Below are 15687 nucleotides of genomic sequence, written 5' to 3'. Positions count from 1 at the left end.
GTATAGGTATGTATTATTAGAAAACATTTCGTACTATTTCTCAGTCCGTCCGCGTCCGACCACAGTTCACTAGCGAGTTCCCACGACTTTCGCAGTAATTACCCCGAAAGCGCGACCGAATACCTCCATCTTAAAACGATACGCTCCGTAGCACCGTTCACATGAGCGGACGACACGAGTCAGGGGAACGGGGAAGCCCGTACGCACCGCACACCGCCGACGAGACCGCGGCGATGTTAGAGGCGGTCGGCGCGGACGACGTGACGGAACTGTTCGACATCCCCGAGTCGGTCGCGTTCGACGGGGAGTTCGGTATCGAGGCCAGAAGCGAGCAGGCGGCAGAACGCCACGTCCGGGGCCTGCTCTCGCGCAACGACGACCTGACCGAGTTCCTCGGCCGGGGACACTACGAACACTACGTGCCCTCGCTGGTGGACCACCTCTCGCTCCGGTCGGAGTTTCTGACCTCCTACACCCAGTACCAACCCGAGATTACGCAGGGGTTCCTGCAAGCGCTCTTCGAGTACCAGTCGATGCTGGTCGAGTTGACCGGTCTCGGCATCGTCAACGCCTCGATGTACGACCACGCGACCGCGCTCGCGGAGGCGGCCCTGCTCGCGGCGCGCGTCCGCTCGACCGACGGCGACCGGGTGCTGGTGCCCGACTACCTGCTGGCCGAGCGCCGCGATGTTCTCGAAAACTACACCGACGGTGCGGGTCTCTCCGTCGAGACGTTCGCCACCGACGACGGCAACGTCGATACGGACGCGCTGGCCGAGACAATCGACGACGACGCCGTGATGGTGTACGTCGAGAACCCGACCACCCGCGGGACGATAGAGGAGCATCTGGCGGCGGTCGGGGACCTCGCCGACGACCACGCCGCGCTGTTCTGCCTCGGTTCCGACCCCGTGGCCCTGTCCGTCCTTCGAGAACCCGAGAGCGTCGGCGCTGACGTGGTGGTCGGCGACGCCGCGACCCTCGGTCTCCCCACGGCCTACGGGATGGGACTCGGCCTGTTCGCCTGCCGCGAGGACTTCGTGCGGCAGGTCCCCGGCCGTCTCGTCGGCGCGAGCGAGGACGCCGCCGACAAGCGAACCTACACGCTGACGCTCCAGACCCGCGAACAGCACATCCGCCGGGAGCGGGCCACGAGCAACATCTGCACGAATCAGGCGTGGGTCGCGCTCCGAACCGCCATCCACGCGGCCTACCTCGGTCCCGACGGACTCGTGGACCTCGCCAACGACTGCGTGCGCCTCGCGGCGGACCTCGCTCAGCGTTTGGACGACGTGACCGGTCTCCAAGCGCCGGTCCACGACCGACACCACTTCCGGGAGTTCGTCGCCCACACCGACCAACCGGCGGGTGCGGTCGCTTCGGACCTCGAAGCCGAGGGCTTCGCGGTCCACGCCGTGGGCGAACACGAGGTACAGGTGTGCATCACGGACAGCAACGAACACGCCGCGGACGAACTCGTCGCGGCCTTCGAGGAGGTGGCCTAGATGAACTACGACCAAGCGCGATGGACCGACGGCGCGGCGAAGGGCGGCGAAGACGCCGAGGGGCAGTACGAACCGCTCCTCTCGGAGAAGAACAGCGAGGAGGTCGAAGTCGAGTCGCCGCTCCCCGACGAGTTGACCCGCGACAGCCTCGAACTCCCCGCGCTGGAGGAACCCGAACTCGCGCGCCACTACACGCGGCTGAGCCAGATGAACTACGGCGTCGAGTCCGGACCCTATCCCCTCGGTAGCTGTACGATGAAGTACAACCCCAAGTTCACCGAGGACGTGGCCGCGCTTCCGAGCGCGGCGGTCCACCCCGACCGCTCCGAGCGGAGCGTGCAGGGGAGCCTCGCGCTCATGCACGGGCTACAGGACTACCTCGCGCGAATCGGCGGGATGGACGCCGTGAGCCTCCAACCGCCAGCTGGCGCGGCGGGCGAGTTCACCGGCATCCTCGTCGCCAAGGCGTTCCACGAGCAGAACCGTGAGGGCGACCGGCGCGACGAGATTATCGTGCCCGACAGCGCCCACGGCACCAACTTCGCCAGCGCCGCCCTCGCGGGCTACGAAGTCGTGGAACTCCCCTCGGGCGACGACGGCCGCGTGGACTTGGAGGCGCTAGAAGCGGCCGCGAGCGACCGGACCGCGCTGTTCATGCTCACGAACCCGAACACGCTCGGCCTGTTCGAGCGCGACATAGAGGACATCGCCGAAATCGTCCACGACGCGGGCGGTCTGCTCTACTACGACGGCGCGAACCTCAACGCACTGCTCGGACAGGCCCGGCCGGGCGACATGGGCTTCGACATCATGCACTACAACGTCCACAAGACGTTCGCCACGCCCCACGGCGGCGGCGGTCCCGGTGCCGGTCCAGTCGGCGTCACCGACCGCCTCGCGGAGTTCCTGCCCGCCCCGCGGGTCCGGGAGGCCGAGGAGGGCGGCGGCTACGAACTGTTCGACCCCGAGAACACCTTCGGGAAGGTCCACGGATTCCACGGCAACTGGCTCGTCCTCGTGAAGGCCTACGCCTACATCGCGCGCCTCGGCGACGAGGGCCTGACCGACGCCTCGGCGAAGGCGGTGCTGAACGCCAACTACCTCGCCAGCCAAATCGACTACGAGGTGCCCTTCGAACCGTTCCACCACGAGTTCGTCGCCAGCGCGGGCGACCAAGACGCCGCCGATGTCGCAAAGCGCATGTTGGACTACGGCGTCCACCCGCCGACGACCAAGTGGCCCGAAATCGTCCCGGAGGCGCTGATGACCGAACCCACCGAAATCGAGGGCAAGGACACGCTGGACCAACTCGCAGAGGCGTTCGACGCCGTGGCTACCGAGGACGACGAGACGCTGGCGAACGCGCCCAACCGGACGACGGCCCGGCGCATCGACCAGACCAGCGCGGCCCGGAACCTGCGCCTCTCGTGGCAGGCGCTCGGCGACGACGAGTAGGGCGTTCGCTCGGCGCGTCGTCCGCCCGGCCCGCCAACCGCCCGCCAGTCGTCCGCCCGGCCCGCCAACCGCCCGCCAGTCGTCCGCCCGGCCCGCCAACCGCCCGCCAGTCGTCCGCCCGGCCCGCCAACCGCCCGGCGTCGTCGCCGGGGAACCCGGCGACGACGCCGACACGATTCTCGCGTCCTAAAGAAATACGGGAGTTTCTAAAGCCCCACTAAATAAGTCTCTTGGACAATTATACCTGTCCGATAGGTGGCGCTACGTCCGGCGCGTCCGGCGTCCAGCGGTCGGTTCGGTCCCGACGCGCGCGCGTCGGGACCGAACCGACGGGCCGGGCGGAGGCCGGAAACTTCCGACGCGACGGGCGAGAACTCCCGACGCAGAATTGCCGACCGGCGTTTCCGCGCGGCGCGGCCTCAGAGAACCGCCGCGAGTTCCGACAGCACGTCCTCGGGTTCGAAGGGCTTGGTCACGTAGCCGTCGGCACCGGCTTTGACCGCCTCCTTCATCTTGCTGTCTTGGTCCACGCTCGTCACCATCACGATGGTCGGCGGGTTCTCGCGGGACTTGATTTCGTCCGTCGCCGCCACGCCGTCCATCTCCGGCATCATGATGTCCATCGTAATCGCGTCGGGAACGTGTCGCTCGTACTGCTCGACCGCTTCCCGGCCGTTCGCGGCCTCGCCGACCACGTTGAACTTCTCTTCGACCGCCTGTCGAACCATCGTTCGCTGGAAGTCGCTGTCGTCCACTATCAACAGACTTGGAGCCATTCGTTACTCGTAACCCGGTATCTATCAGGACATAAGTATTTCTCGTTGGAGTCGCCGTCGTTCGGAACCACTTTTCCCGTCGCGCGCCGGACTCCACGCCATGCGCGAACTCCCGTTAGACGACCTGCCCAAGCACTCGCCGTGGCCCGCCCGACTACTCGGATGCGACGACTGGGAAGAACAGCCCGGCTACGGCGGCATCGGCGTCTCCACCTACGACGAGGTGTACGGCAAGCTCCGGTCGCTCGTCCGGGAGAACCCCGAGATGGGCTTTCGAGAGCTACAGCGGTCGGCCAACCACTACGCAGAGGAGAGTCCGGTGGCGATTTCCCGGTCCGAGAGCCTCTACCTCGTTGACGTGGACGAGAAGCAGGAACTGCAGGACGAGGCGCTGGTGGCCTCGCTCGCGGGCACCCTAGACGGCGGCGAGACGGTGGTCTCGCTCGGGTGCGGGTGGGGCTACGAACTCGGCGTCCTCGCGGAGTCCTACACCGACTGCGAGTTCCTCGGCGGCGACCCCACGGAGAACGGCGTGGCGCTCGGCCGGGACCTGTTCGGCGACCGCGACCGAATCACCGTCGAAGCCTTCGACTTCCGCGACGACTGGTGGGACCTGCTGGAGGGCGTCCTCGCCGACGCCGACCCCGACGAGGTGGTCCTGTTCACGCAGGGGTCGCTGACCGCGCTCCCAAGCGTCCGGGACATCGTGGTCGAGACGCTGGCCGACTACGCCGACCGCGTGCGGGCGGGCGTCCACCTCGAACACGTCTACGAACTCCACCCCGAGGACACCCTGCTCGGCCACCTCCGCCGAGGGTACGCCGACCTGCGGGAGTACAACGACGACATGCTCGCTTCGCTCCGAGTGGCGGACGGCATCGACGTGACGAGCGCGACCTACGACGTTATCGGTGGGAATCCGCTTCATCCGCTCTCGGAGGTCCGCTGGAAACCGGCGTGAGAGACGGGACCCCAGAGAGTGTGAGTCGGCGAGAAGTGAGTCGGCGAGAGGTGAGTCGGCGCTAGCTCTCGCCGACTCCAATCGGACCGCGACCGCACGGCACCGCACCTCACGCCTCCCCAACCTCGGCGGCCGCGGATGCGGCCGCCTCCCTCGCGCGGACGGGTGCGACACGCTTGCGCGGTCGCACCCGCGCGCCGGTGTGGACGTGTATGCGAGCGCGAGCCAGTGCGGACGGGCGTGCGAGCGCGCGCCGGAGAAAAGACGGAACAGAACTCGAAAAGCGGCGAATCGGTCGCTATTCGAGGAACGTCGGCCGGACCGTCTTGCTCTCGACCTCTTCTTCGAGGTGGTCGCGGAACGCCTCGACGCTCACGTCGTCGCGTTCGCGCTCTTGGCGGTCACGCACCGAGATGGTCCCGGCCTCCTCCTCGTTGTCGCCGACGACAAGCATGTAGGGCACGTTGTCGTCGTGGGCCTGCTGAATCTTCTTGCCGACCGTCCACGACCGGTCCTCGATTTCGACCCGGAAGTCGCCGAGATACCGGTTCTGAAGCTGTTTGGCGTAGCCGATGTTGTCGTCGCTGACCGGCAGGATGCGGACCTGTTCGGGCGCGAGCCACGTCGGGAAGTTGCCTTTGAAGTGTTCGATGATGATGCCCATGAACCGCTCGAACGTCCCCAAGAGCGCGCGGTGGACCATCACCGGCCGGTGTTCGTCGTTGTCCTCGCCGACGTAGGTCAGGTCCAGACGCTCGGGGATGTTGAAGTCGAGTTGGACCGTGCCGATGGTCCACTCCCGACCGATGGCGTCCACGGCGTTGATGCCAATTTTCGGGCCGTAGAAGGCGGCTTCGCCCTCTTCTACGTCGTAGTCGAGACCTTCCGAAGAGAGGGCGTCTTTCAGCGCGCCGGTCGCCTGCTCCCAAATCTCGTCGCTCCCCACGGCGTCGTCGCCCTTCGTCTCCAACTTGTACTGCACGTCGAGTTCGAAGTGGCCGTAGATGTCGTCGATTACGTCGAGGACCGACAGAATCTCGCTCCGAATCTGGTCCTTCCGGATGAATGCGTGACCGTCGTCCTGCGTGAACCCGCGGACCCGGAGCAGACCCGAGAGTTCGCCCGACTGCTCGTTGCGGTAGCAGGTGCCGAACTCGGAGAACCGGACCGGAAGGTCCCGATACGAGTACTGGTGGTCGTCGAAGATGTGAGCGTGGTTCGCGCAGTTCATCGGCTTCAGGCCGTACTCGGTGTCGTCCTGTTCCCACGCGAACATCTCGCCCGCCTCCTTGAAAGTGTCGTAGTGGCCCGTGGGCTTCCAGAGTTCGGCCTTGTTGAGTTCGGGCGTCCACACCTCGTCGTAGCCCAACTCGTCGTTCTTCGACCGGATGTAGTCCTCCAACTCGCGTCGGATGGTCATCCCGTTGGGGTGGTAGTGAGCGCACCCCGGCGAGTGGTCGGGAATGGAGAAGAGGTCCATCTCTCGGCCGATTTTCCGGTGGTCGCGCTCCTCGGCCTCCTGTCGGCGCTGGATGAACTCCTCCAGTTCGTCCTCGCTCTCGAAGGCGGTGCCGTAGACGCGGGTCAGCATCTCGTTGTCCTCGTCGCCGCGCCAGTACGCCCCCGAGATGGACAGCAGGGCGAACCCGCCGATTTCGCCGGTGGATTCGACGTGCGGACCCTTACAGAGGTCCTCGAACTCGCCCTGTTCGTAGAAGGAAATGGACTCCTCGTCGGCGGCCTCGTCGTCCAGAATCTCGCGCTTGAACTCGTTGTCCTCGTACACCTCGAACGCTTCCTCGCGCGAGCGCTCGAACCGCTCGATGGCGAGGTCCTCGTCGATGATGTCGTAGGCCTCGTCCTCGATTTCTTCGAGGTCCTCCTCTTCGAGTTCGACGCCGTAGATGTCGTAGTAGAACCCGTCGTCGGTCCACGGGCCGATGGTGAGTCGGGCGTCGGGGTAGAGTCGCTGGAGGGCTTGGGCGAAGACGTGGGCCGCCGAGTGGCGAAGCACGTCGAGATACTCGTCGCTGGAGGGCGTGACGATTTCCAGTTTCGCGCCGTCGTGGAGTTGGCTCGCTTTGTCTACGAGGTCGCCGTCCACGACTCCGGCGACGGTATCTCGGCCGAGTCCGGGACCGATTTCGAACGCCGCGTCCTCGACCGTGGCCCCTTCCTCGAGTTCGAGTTCGGAACCGTCGGGAAGAACGACCGTAATCTGGCTCATGTTTCGTTTACGGTTCCGGTATCCTGATAACGCTTTCTACACGCGGGTTGGGTCGGTCAGTTGACGACAGTGGTGATAGCTACTCCGTCGGCGAGCTCGTCGGCCGTCTACGAGTCTGTATCCGACGCTCGGAGTAGCGGCTGTCACACCTATTCTGTATATCCATATTTAGTTTATCCGTTCGACTCGTCCCGGTGTTTCCGCCGCGGACGAGGGTCGTTGCGGTCGAACTCGGGAGAAACGGCGGCGAAGGCGGCGGTCCGAAGGACCGGAACCAGTGGTTCGCCTCCGTTTGGGACGCCTTCGGTGAGGAGAGGAGTATCGTGGCCCGCTCGGGTACGCGCGGGCCACGAGTACGTAGCAGGCCACAACCGAGCGCGGTTGTGACAGACTACGAGTCAAGAGCGGTTCCCAAACAGTACGGTCTCCCGACGGCGTGGCTTTCGGTCGGGACAGGAGAACACAGAATTGTTGCTCTGAGAAATATATACAATTGTAATAGAACGATGAGAGATTGTCACCCGACGCGCCGAGCGGTCGCTGGCGAGCGAGAAGCAGGTTACGAACCGGGACGACGAGGGGTTACTTTCAGGCTTCGGCCGAGTCGATGTCGCCGTCGATGCGGACGAACCGGAAGTCACACTCGGGGCATCCCCACTTGGTCTTCTCGCCGAGGTGGAGGGTGGTACTCGCGGTGCGGTAGAACGTCCGTTCGGTGCCACACTGGGGACAGTCGTGGTCGAGTTCCTGAGCCATGTTCGAACGTGGCTTCGCGTCGCATTTGAGGATACTGGTTTTGGCCGGTGGCCGGGGTCCGGGTCGATAGTCGAGGGGTCGAACCTCCCGAATCAGCCATCGGCCGCCCCCGGACTGAATAAACTAATAATTGCTATACTCGATCCGAGTTCGCGCCTTTCGTGGCGAGCGTTCCGACGGCGCGGAGTATCCCGGACCGGGGGTCGCCACTGAATCCGACCCGGCACCAACTACTTGCCCGACGCGGGCGAAGTGACGGCCATGTCCGTCACACTATACGCGCTCGACGGCTGTCCGTACTGCGAGACGGTCCACGACGCCCTCGACGACTACGGCGTCGAGTACGAGACCCACTGGGTCGAACCGCTCCACTCCGACCGCGACGAGGTGAAGCGAGCCAGCGGTCAGCGCGGCGTCCCGGTGCTGATAGACGACGACAGCGGCGTGACGATGGCCGAGAGCGAGAACATCGTGGCGTACGTCGAGACATCGCTGGCGTGAGAATCGAGGGACGACTTTTAGGAGTCCCGCCCGGTCGCTCCGTGGTGTTACCACAGTCGCCGGAGTCGAGACCGTAACGGTCCAGAAAGCCCCCGCCCGGTCGCGGTCGCTGAGCGACATATCTTCCGCTCACTCCGTTCGCTCCAGATAGAGGTCGCTCAGACGACTACAGTGAACGCCGGGAGACAAACCGCGTCTCCCGAGGTCACACTCGCTTGCTCACGGTTACACCGTTCGCAGTCGCGGCGCGGAGCGCCGCGCACCGCTCGCGTGACCGCGACCGGGCGGCCCCTTTCGTCCACCCAGACTGTGGTTGGTCGGCCGGGCGTTCGCTGGCGGTTGGTCGGCCGGGCGCGTCCCGGTGGACTGTTTCACCGAGCGCGCGCTGTGGTTCGTGACCCTGAGCGCGTCCCGCGGACCGGTCGGGACGGGAGTTAAGTGCGGTCCCCTCGCTACACGACGTATGAAGATTTACACCGGTCGCGGCGACGAGGGCCAGACCGACCTCCGGGACATGTCGCGGGTCTCGAAGGCCAGCCCCCGAATCGAAGCCTACGGCACGGTAGACGAGGTGAACGCGCTGGTCGGGCGCGTCCGGCCGACGGGCCACGACGACGTGGACGGCCACCTCCGGGAGATTCAGAACCACCTCCACGTCGTGCAGGCCGACTTCGCCAACCCCGACCCCGACGAGGACGACCCGGCGGTCCGCGAGGAACACGTCGAGCAACTCGAAACGTGGATGGACGACTACGACGACGAACTCGAACCCCTCCAGTCGTTCATCCTCCCCGGCGGCGGCGACGACGGCGCGCGACTCCACCACGCCCGGACGGTGTGTCGCCGCGCGGAACGCCGCGCCGTGGCCCTCCAAGCGGACGAGGACGTAAACGACACCGCGGTCACGTACCTGAACCGCCTCTCGGACGCCCTGTTCGTCTTCGGCCGCGTGGTCAACCGGCGCGACGGCGTTCCCGAGGAGTCGCCGACGTACTGACCACCGACGGCGAACGCCCTGCCGACCAACCGCCGCGGGCGGGACTCTGAAGCGCGTCTTCGTCGCCGCACCGTCCCGATGCGAAGAGAAGGCACTGCTCGCTCGCCTGAAACCGCGGGAAAGAAGGGCCGATTACTCTTCTTCCGGTTCGCCTTCGTCGTCGCCGCCGCCGAGAAGGTCGAGTTCGGCGAGGTACTCCTCGGTCTCGTCGTTCGAGAGTTCGAGGAACTCCTCGGTTTCGGCGTCGATGGTGGCGATGCCGACGCCCTCCGGACTGAGTTCGTCGTCGTTGACCGAACCCAGCGCGCGGAGCGCGAGTTCGATGCCGCCGTCCAAGTCCATCGACTCGCTGTAGTTGTCTTCGAGGTACTCCTGAATCTCGCCGCGGTCCGCGCCGACGGCCAGCGCCTTCCACTCGTAGGGCGTCCCCGACGGGTCGGTCTCGTAGAGGCGCGGTTCGCCGTCCTCGATACCGCCGATGATGAGCGCGACGCCGAACGGTCGCGCGCCGCCGACCTGCGTGTACTGCTGGATGTGGTCGGTGACTTCCTTGGTCAGCGTCTCGACGCCGATGGGTTCGCCGTAGCGCAGGCGGTTGACCTGTGCCTGCTGTCGGGCGAAGTCGATGAGTTGGCGGGCGTCGGCGACGTGGCCCGCGGAAGCGATGCCGATGTGGTCGTCGGCCTTGTGAATCTTCTCGACGCTGGTCCGCTCCATCAGCTCCGAGCGGATTCGCTTGTCCACGGCCAGCACGACGCCGCCTTCCGTACGGACGCCGATACTCGCCGTGCCGCGCTTGACGGCTTCGCGGGCATATTCGACCTGATAGAGCCGTCCGTCCGGGGAGAAGATGGTAATCCCACGGTCGTAGGCCTGCTGTTGGGCTTGTCCCTGCATAGTATCACTCGAAATCGAGTTCCGTCGCGCCCGCGAACGCGCCGTCGGTTCGCACGTCGAGGAGTCCGTCTCGCTCGACGGCGGACCGCTTTGCGTCCCCGAACACGACTTTTCTCTCGTCCCGAATTTGGCCGTCTGCTCCTAAATACTTTTCTTCACAGGCACGGACCGTACCGCTTATACCGCACACGCGAAGGCCTACGGGGTCGTTTCGGATTTCGTCCACGCAGGCGAGGGCGGCGCGGGCGTCGTCGGCGTGGCCGTGTCGGGCGCGAACGATGGCCTCGCCGGTGGCGTCGTCGAACTCGAAGTGGAGGACTTGCAGGTCGGCGTCGGCGCTCCCGGCGTCGCCGAGCAGGTTCTGGGCCGCGAACCAGACGCTCCGCTGGAAGTCCCGGCGGTCGAAGTCGGCGTCGGGCCACGCTTCGAGTTCGACGGCGAGGTAGCGCCACCGCGGTCGGAGGTGCTTGGGGAGGTGTTTCATCGGTCAGTTGGCGGGGATTGGGGAGGGCGAGGCTTGAAAGGTCGGTACTCGTCTGCCGGAGTGTGGAGACTCGACCGTCATCCGCTAACTGCGACCGAGCGGGGTTCGGGCAGTAGAACGGGTAGCGTCCGGAAGGACGGAAGAGAACTCGTTTCGGGTTACTCGCCGTTTCCGCGCTCGGCCACCAACACGCCCACCTGCTCGTGAACCTTCTCTACGGCGGTCAGCGCGAACCCCGCTTCGGTCAGCGCGTCGGCCAGATGGCCCACCGTCGAAGGGTCGTCCACCTCGGGACTGTAGAAGGGTTCGTCGGGGTCGGGCGTGCCGAAGAACATCACGTCGCCGAGGACGAACTTCCGCGGACCCAACTCGGCAATCGCCTCGATAGCCTCGCGCTTCTCCTCGTCGCTGAGGTGGTGCATGGCGAAGTTCGAGACCACCACGTCGGCCGAATCGACGTTGGGTTCGCGGAAGCGTCCTTCGGCGAACGCGACGTTCTCGATGCCCTGCGACTCGGCTTTCTCGCGGGCCTGTTCCATCATGCCGTCGCTGATGTCCCGGCCGAGGACTTCGCCCGCGTCGTCGGCCAGCGCCAGCGCGATTGCGCCGGTTCCGGTACCGAGGTCCGCCACGGTGTCGTCGGGACCGGGATTCGCGTGGTCCACCACCAGCGAGACGCAGGCGCGGTACTCGTCGGTGTCGTTCTGACTGTCGTCGTACTCGCCCGCCACCTCGTCGAAGCGCGAGGCGTGTTCCTCAAGGCTCTTCTTCATACCTGCCGCGTTTGACTCCGGGCGCAATGAACTCGTCGGACATCCGCTCGCGGTTTCGCTCGGCGAGGGTGGCCCACGCTTCGAGACCCCGCCGAATCTGGTCGGCGGAGAAGCCGATGGTCTCGCCCACCGCGGCCAACTCGCGCGGTGCCCGGAGTTGGAGGTGCGAACCGGGGTTCGCGCTGACGACGAACGGCGCGTCGTACTGCGTCACGATTTCCCGAAGCTTTCGCAGGTCTTGGAGGGCCTGCACGCGCGGTCCGCCGTCGTCCCGGAGGACCCGCGAGAGGTCGAACTCGACGCGAACCTCGTGTTCGGCCGCGGCCTTCGCCAGCACGTGGTTGAAGTCGCCGCGACCCCGCATCGGGTGGGCCAACACGTCCACGCGGTCGGACTCGACGGCGAAGCGGTTCATCGCGTTGGTCCCGCCGTGGACCGCCAGAATCGTCTGCTTGGGTCGGTAGTTACCGACGTGGCCCGCGGCCACGTCGGGGTTGTCGGCCCGAATCTCGATGGCTTCCACCACGTCCACGCCGTACTCGTCGCCGATTCGCTCGGCGTCGTAGTCGGCGGTCGAATCGCTGTGGTTGCGCACGACCACGCCGTCGAAGTCGTACTCGACGGCGGTGGCCGCGAAGCGCGCCACGGTGCTGTCGCCGTCGGGATGGGCGTGGACGCCTTCGTAGAGTGGCATGGGTCGGGGTTCTCTGGGGAATCTTTTTTGGGGCGTGGATTTGGGTCTGTCCCTTCGACTTGGAGGTCGGCCTTTTTATATCTCGACGCTGTACGTTGCAGTATATGAGTCGCCAGTCGCAGGCGGAACTGGAACGAAAAGGTCAACGGAGCCACAAAGGTCCGGCACTCCTGTCCAAGTTGTTCCGTCGAAACACGTCGTCCGAATCCGACGACGAGTAGATACGTTCGAAAGTTTGGAGTTCGTCTGCGCTCTCAAAACTGGTAGCGCCGGTCGTCTTTCTGCTGTTGTTGTGGGAACGCCTGCCCGCCGCCGGTCATCTCGTCGTAGGTCATCCCCGAGAGGTACTCGTCGTAGGTCACGTCGTAGCCACTCCGGAGGTGAAAGTCCAGATTCCCGGTATCGACCGCGGTCTGAAACAGCATGTGGACCGCCCGGCGGAGCAGTTCGTCGGCGTCCTCGGGGTCGAACGCGGCGTTCAGCATCGCCAGTTCGTTGCGGGTCTCGCGGTCTAGCGACACCGACACCTCGTCGCCGAGGTCCGCGTACTCGCCCTCCAAGTCGTCCTGTAGGTCGTCGAGACTCATGCGCGGAAGGTGGCCCGCGGGCCGGAAACGCCTTTCGACTGGTCGGGAGAATCGCCGACGCGACCCACCGTCGAGCGCCCGCACGGACGACCCCAATCTTGCAGGAAAAGCTCAAGTCCCTACGCGCCCTACCTCTACGTTGGGGGAGAAAGATGCAAAAGAACGTCGGCGGATTCGACCGAACGGTGCGATTGATACTCGGTCCGGTACTGCTGGTAGTCGTCCTCGCGTGGTTGCTCGGTGCAATCGCGCTGGAGTTGTGGCTCGCGGCGGTGGCGTTGCTCGTCGGCGCGATTCTGACCGTCACCGGACTGACCCAGAAGTGCCCGGCCAACAGCCTTCTCGGGATGAACACCTTCCGTCGGGAGGGCGAGACCGAGGACGAGCGACCCGCAGAGACGGCACGGTAATCGGAGCGACGCCCTCGAACCGCCGACCCTTTACCCGACTCGTCCTTACCTCTCGGCGATGAGCGACGCCGAATCGGACGCCGACTACGCGCTCCCCGAGGACCTCCCGGCGGTCCGCGACGCCCTGATTTCGTGGTACGAGAACGACCACCGCCAGTTCCCGTGGCGCGAGACCGACGACGCCTACGAGATTCTGGTCTCGGAGGTCATGAGCCAGCAGACCCAACTCGGCCGGGTCGTGACCGCGTGGGAGGCATTTCTCGACGAGTGGCCGACTCCCCGAGCGCTCGCCGACGCGGACCGCGCCGACGTGGTTGGCTTCTGGACCGACCACAGTCTCGGCTACAACAACCGCGCGAAGTACCTCCACGAGGCCGCCCGGCAGGTCGTGGAGGGCGTTCCGTCGGAGACGGAACGAGAAGACGGCGAAGCCGTCGAACCCGGCGAGTTTCCCGACTCGCCCGACGAACTCCGGAACCTGATGGGCGTCGGGCCGTACACCGCGAACGCGGTGGCCTCCTTCGCGTTCAACAACGGCGACGCCGTGGTGGACACCAACGTCAAGCGCGTCCTCCACCGCGCGTTCGACGTGCCCGACGACGACGCGGCCTTCGAGGACGCCGCCAGCGAAGCGATGCCCGACGGCGAGTCGCGCGTCTGGAACAACGCCATCATGGAACTGGGCGGGGTCGCCTGCGAGCAGTCGCCCAAGTGCGACTCGGCGGGATGCCCGTGGCGCGAGTGGTGTCACGCCTACGAGACCGGCGACTTCACCGCGCCCGACGTGCCCACCCAACCGAGTTTCGAGGGAAGCAGGCGGCAGTTCCGGGGGAAGGTCATCTCGATTCTGAAGGAGTACGACGAACTGGCGCTGGACAAACTCGGTCCTCGTGTCCGAGTCGATTACGCGCCCAGCGGCGAGTACGGACGGGAGTGGCTGAGAGACCTGCTCTCGGATTTGGCCGACGACGGACTGGTGGAAGTCGATTCGGACACCGCGGGCGACGGCGAGTCGAGCGACGGCGAGACCGTCGCTCGACTCCGGCGGTGAGACCACCTACTTCCCCTCTATCACTGAAACGCCCGTTTCACCCTCCAGAAAGCGTTTATCCCGACCCGCAGAACCTCCTTCCATGACCCTCCGACGCCGCGAAACCCTCGCGCTGTCCGGTGCCCTCCTCGCCGGACTCGCGGGGTGTACCGGAAGCGACGACCCGGCGACGACCGAAACCGAGACCACGACCCGCGAGACCACCGAGAGCCACCCTGACCCGACCGAGACGACCACCGAGGAGTCGCCCGACTTCGCGGACCTCGACGCGCCGCCGTTCCCCGACATCGACCCCGAGACCGACCCCGAACTCCCCGAGAACCTGCTGGCCGACCAGATTCGTGGCAACGTCGGGTTCGCACTCGACCTGCTCGGAGTCCTGCGCGACCAGCACGACGACCCAAACCTCTTCGTCTCGCCCTACAGCGTCTCGGTCGCGCTGGCGATGACCTACGCCGGGGCGCGCGGCGAGACGGCCGCGGAGATGGCCGACGCGCTGAACCTCGCCCTCGACGGCGAGGACTTCCACGCGGCGTTCGGGTCGCTCGCGGCCGAGTTCGAGCGCCGCAACGAGGACGGGCAGGAGGCCAACGTCTCGGTGATGTCCGACGAAGAGAAGGACGCGGGTCCGGCGTTCGAGTTCACCACGGCGAACGCGGCGTGGGGGCAGGACGGCTACCCCTTCCGCGAGGCGTACCTCGACCTGCTCGACGCCTACTACGGCGCGGGCCTGCGACTCGCGGACTTCACGGGCGACCCGGAGACCGCCCGCGAGCGAATCAACTCGTGGGTCGCCGAGCGGACCGACGACCGAATCGAGAACCTGCTCCCGCGGGAGTCCATCGACGCGGCGACTCGACTCGTGCTGACCAACGCCGTCTACTTCTCGGCGCGGTGGAAGGTGCCGTTCTCCGAGGACGAGACCGAACCCCGGCCCTTCACCGCGCTCGACGGGACGACGGCCGAGGTGCCGACGATGCACGAGTCCATCGAGACCCAGTACGCCGAAGTCGGCGGCCACCAGTTGGTCGAACTCCCCTACGCCAACGGCCAGACGAGCATGGTCGTCGTCCTCCCCGCCGAAGGCGAGTTCGAGGCGTTCGAGCGGGCGCTGACCGTGGACCGCCTCGCCATCATGCTCGACCGGACGACCGACGCGCTGGTGGACCTCGCGCTCCCGAAGTTCGAAATCGAGTCGGCGGTCGGTCTGGTCGAGGCCATGCAGTCGCTCGGGATGAAGCGAGCGTTCACCGGGTCGGCGGACTTCACCGGGATGGCCGAGGCGAGCGACCTGTTCGTCAGCGACATCGTTCACCAGAGCTTCGTGTCGGTGGACGAACGCGGCACCGAGGCCGCGGCCGCGACTGCCGCGATACTCGCCGAGAGCGCCCCGGCGAAGCAGGCAGAGATGACGGTGAACAGGCCGTTTCTGTTCTACATCCGGGACAGACCGACCGAGACACCGCTGTTCGTCGGGCGCGTGACGGAACTCTCGGAGAACTGAGACTGCACCGCCCGCCCCTGACCCGGCGCATCGGCTTTCGTCCGTGCAAGCAAATCCTTAGTTTGTGAAGCGAACCCGATGCGCCCGCCGTCTCCGGAGTTCGCTTCGC

16 protein-coding genes are annotated in these 15687 nt (G+C 66.0%); 8 read left to right on the top strand and 8 right to left on the bottom strand.

The genetic code is table 11. The features are described 5' to 3' along the window. The first annotated feature begins 161 nt into the window (after nucleotides 1-161). Complete coding sequence (gcvPA, locus tag P2T60_RS10425) at nucleotides 162-1505, top strand: aminomethyl-transferring glycine dehydrogenase subunit GcvPA (protein WP_276279182.1); 1344 nt, start codon at nucleotides 162-164, stop codon at nucleotides 1503-1505. Continuing rightward, nucleotides 1506-2960, top strand: a complete 1455-nt coding sequence (gene gcvPB / locus P2T60_RS10420; protein WP_276279181.1) for an aminomethyl-transferring glycine dehydrogenase subunit GcvPB — start codon at nucleotides 1506-1508, stop codon at nucleotides 2958-2960. It abuts the gene before it with no gap. A 419-nt stretch (nucleotides 2961-3379) separates the two neighbouring features. Here gcvPB and P2T60_RS10415 read toward each other — a convergent pair whose 3' ends face one another. Further along, entirely contained in the window at nucleotides 3380-3736 is a 357-nt protein-coding gene (locus tag P2T60_RS10415) for a response regulator (protein WP_276279180.1), read from the bottom strand. Nucleotides 3737-3836: 100 nt separating this feature from the next. Between P2T60_RS10415 and P2T60_RS10410 the strand changes: the two genes are divergently transcribed. Further along, nucleotides 3837-4697 carry a class I SAM-dependent methyltransferase gene (locus P2T60_RS10410; RefSeq protein ID WP_276279179.1) on the top strand — a complete coding sequence of 287 codons (861 nt, stop codon included), beginning with the start codon at nucleotides 3837-3839 and terminating at the stop codon, nucleotides 4695-4697. Nucleotides 4698-4995: 298 nt separating this feature from the next. Here P2T60_RS10410 and thrS read toward each other — a convergent pair whose 3' ends face one another. Together thrS and P2T60_RS10400 are read right to left on the bottom strand one after the other, a co-directional pair. After that, complete coding sequence (gene thrS / locus P2T60_RS10405; RefSeq protein ID WP_276279178.1) at nucleotides 4996-6924, bottom strand: threonine--tRNA ligase; 1929 nt, start codon at nucleotides 6922-6924, stop codon at nucleotides 4996-4998. A gap of 588 nt (nucleotides 6925-7512) precedes the next feature. After that, nucleotides 7513-7680: a DUF7838 family putative zinc beta-ribbon protein gene (locus P2T60_RS10400; protein WP_165881748.1), complete on the bottom strand. Its 168-nt coding sequence runs from the start codon at nucleotides 7678-7680 to the stop codon at nucleotides 7513-7515. 261 nt (nucleotides 7681-7941) lie between these two features. On the opposite strand from P2T60_RS10400, the gene P2T60_RS10395 reads away from it, so the two are divergent. Further along, complete coding sequence (locus P2T60_RS10395; RefSeq protein ID WP_276279177.1) at nucleotides 7942-8181, top strand: glutaredoxin family protein; 240 nt, start codon at nucleotides 7942-7944, stop codon at nucleotides 8179-8181. Nucleotides 8182-8644: 463 nt separating this feature from the next. Then, nucleotides 8645-9178, top strand: a complete 534-nt coding sequence (locus P2T60_RS10390) for a cob(I)yrinic acid a,c-diamide adenosyltransferase (RefSeq protein ID WP_276279176.1) — start codon at nucleotides 8645-8647, stop codon at nucleotides 9176-9178. A 132-nt stretch (nucleotides 9179-9310) separates the two neighbouring features. Here the strand turns inward: P2T60_RS10390 and psmA are convergent, their stop codons facing one another. From psmA to P2T60_RS10365, 5 genes are all read right to left on the bottom strand, one after another. Then, nucleotides 9311-10075, bottom strand: a complete 765-nt coding sequence (psmA, locus tag P2T60_RS10385; RefSeq protein WP_276279175.1) for an archaeal proteasome endopeptidase complex subunit alpha — start codon at nucleotides 10073-10075, stop codon at nucleotides 9311-9313. 4 nt (nucleotides 10076-10079) lie between these two features. Then, nucleotides 10080-10559: an Rpp14/Pop5 family protein gene (locus P2T60_RS10380; protein WP_276279174.1), complete on the bottom strand. Its 480-nt coding sequence runs from the start codon at nucleotides 10557-10559 to the stop codon at nucleotides 10080-10082. 158 nt (nucleotides 10560-10717) lie between these two features. After that, nucleotides 10718-11332 carry a class I SAM-dependent methyltransferase gene (locus tag P2T60_RS10375; RefSeq protein ID WP_276279173.1) on the bottom strand — a complete coding sequence of 205 codons (615 nt, stop codon included), beginning with the start codon at nucleotides 11330-11332 and terminating at the stop codon, nucleotides 10718-10720. Next, entirely contained in the window at nucleotides 11316-12026 is a 711-nt protein-coding gene (locus P2T60_RS10370) for an RNase P subunit p30 family protein (RefSeq protein ID WP_276279172.1), read from the bottom strand. The genes P2T60_RS10375 and P2T60_RS10370 overlap by 17 nt, the downstream gene beginning before the upstream one ends. A 254-nt stretch (nucleotides 12027-12280) precedes the next feature. Beyond that, nucleotides 12281-12613 carry a ribbon-helix-helix protein gene (locus P2T60_RS10365; protein WP_276279171.1) on the bottom strand — a complete coding sequence of 111 codons (333 nt, stop codon included), beginning with the start codon at nucleotides 12611-12613 and terminating at the stop codon, nucleotides 12281-12283. A gap of 152 nt (nucleotides 12614-12765) precedes the next feature. On the opposite strand from P2T60_RS10365, the gene P2T60_RS10360 reads away from it, so the two are divergent. The 3 genes from P2T60_RS10360 to P2T60_RS10350 all read left to right on the top strand — a co-directional run bounded on the left by P2T60_RS10360 (nucleotide 12766) and on the right by P2T60_RS10350 (nucleotide 15578). Next, entirely contained in the window at nucleotides 12766-13023 is a 258-nt protein-coding gene (locus P2T60_RS10360) for a YgaP family membrane protein (protein WP_276279170.1), read from the top strand. Between the two features lie 58 nt (nucleotides 13024-13081). Beyond that, a complete protein-coding gene (locus P2T60_RS10355; RefSeq protein WP_276279169.1) occupies nucleotides 13082-14074 on the top strand; it encodes an HhH-GPD family protein in 993 nt (330 codons plus the stop codon). Between the two features lie 82 nt (nucleotides 14075-14156). Further along, complete coding sequence (locus P2T60_RS10350) at nucleotides 14157-15578, top strand: serpin family protein (protein WP_276279168.1); 1422 nt, start codon at nucleotides 14157-14159, stop codon at nucleotides 15576-15578. Nucleotides 15579-15687: the final 109 nt, after the last annotated feature.

It is taken from the genome of Halorussus caseinilyticus, from assembly GCF_029338395.1.
Classification (GTDB): Archaea; Halobacteriota; Halobacteria; order Halobacteriales; family Haladaptataceae; genus Halorussus; species Halorussus caseinilyticus.
The sequence above is the reverse complement of the archived record's forward strand: the minus strand, read 5'-3'. Positions and strand labels throughout refer to the sequence as shown.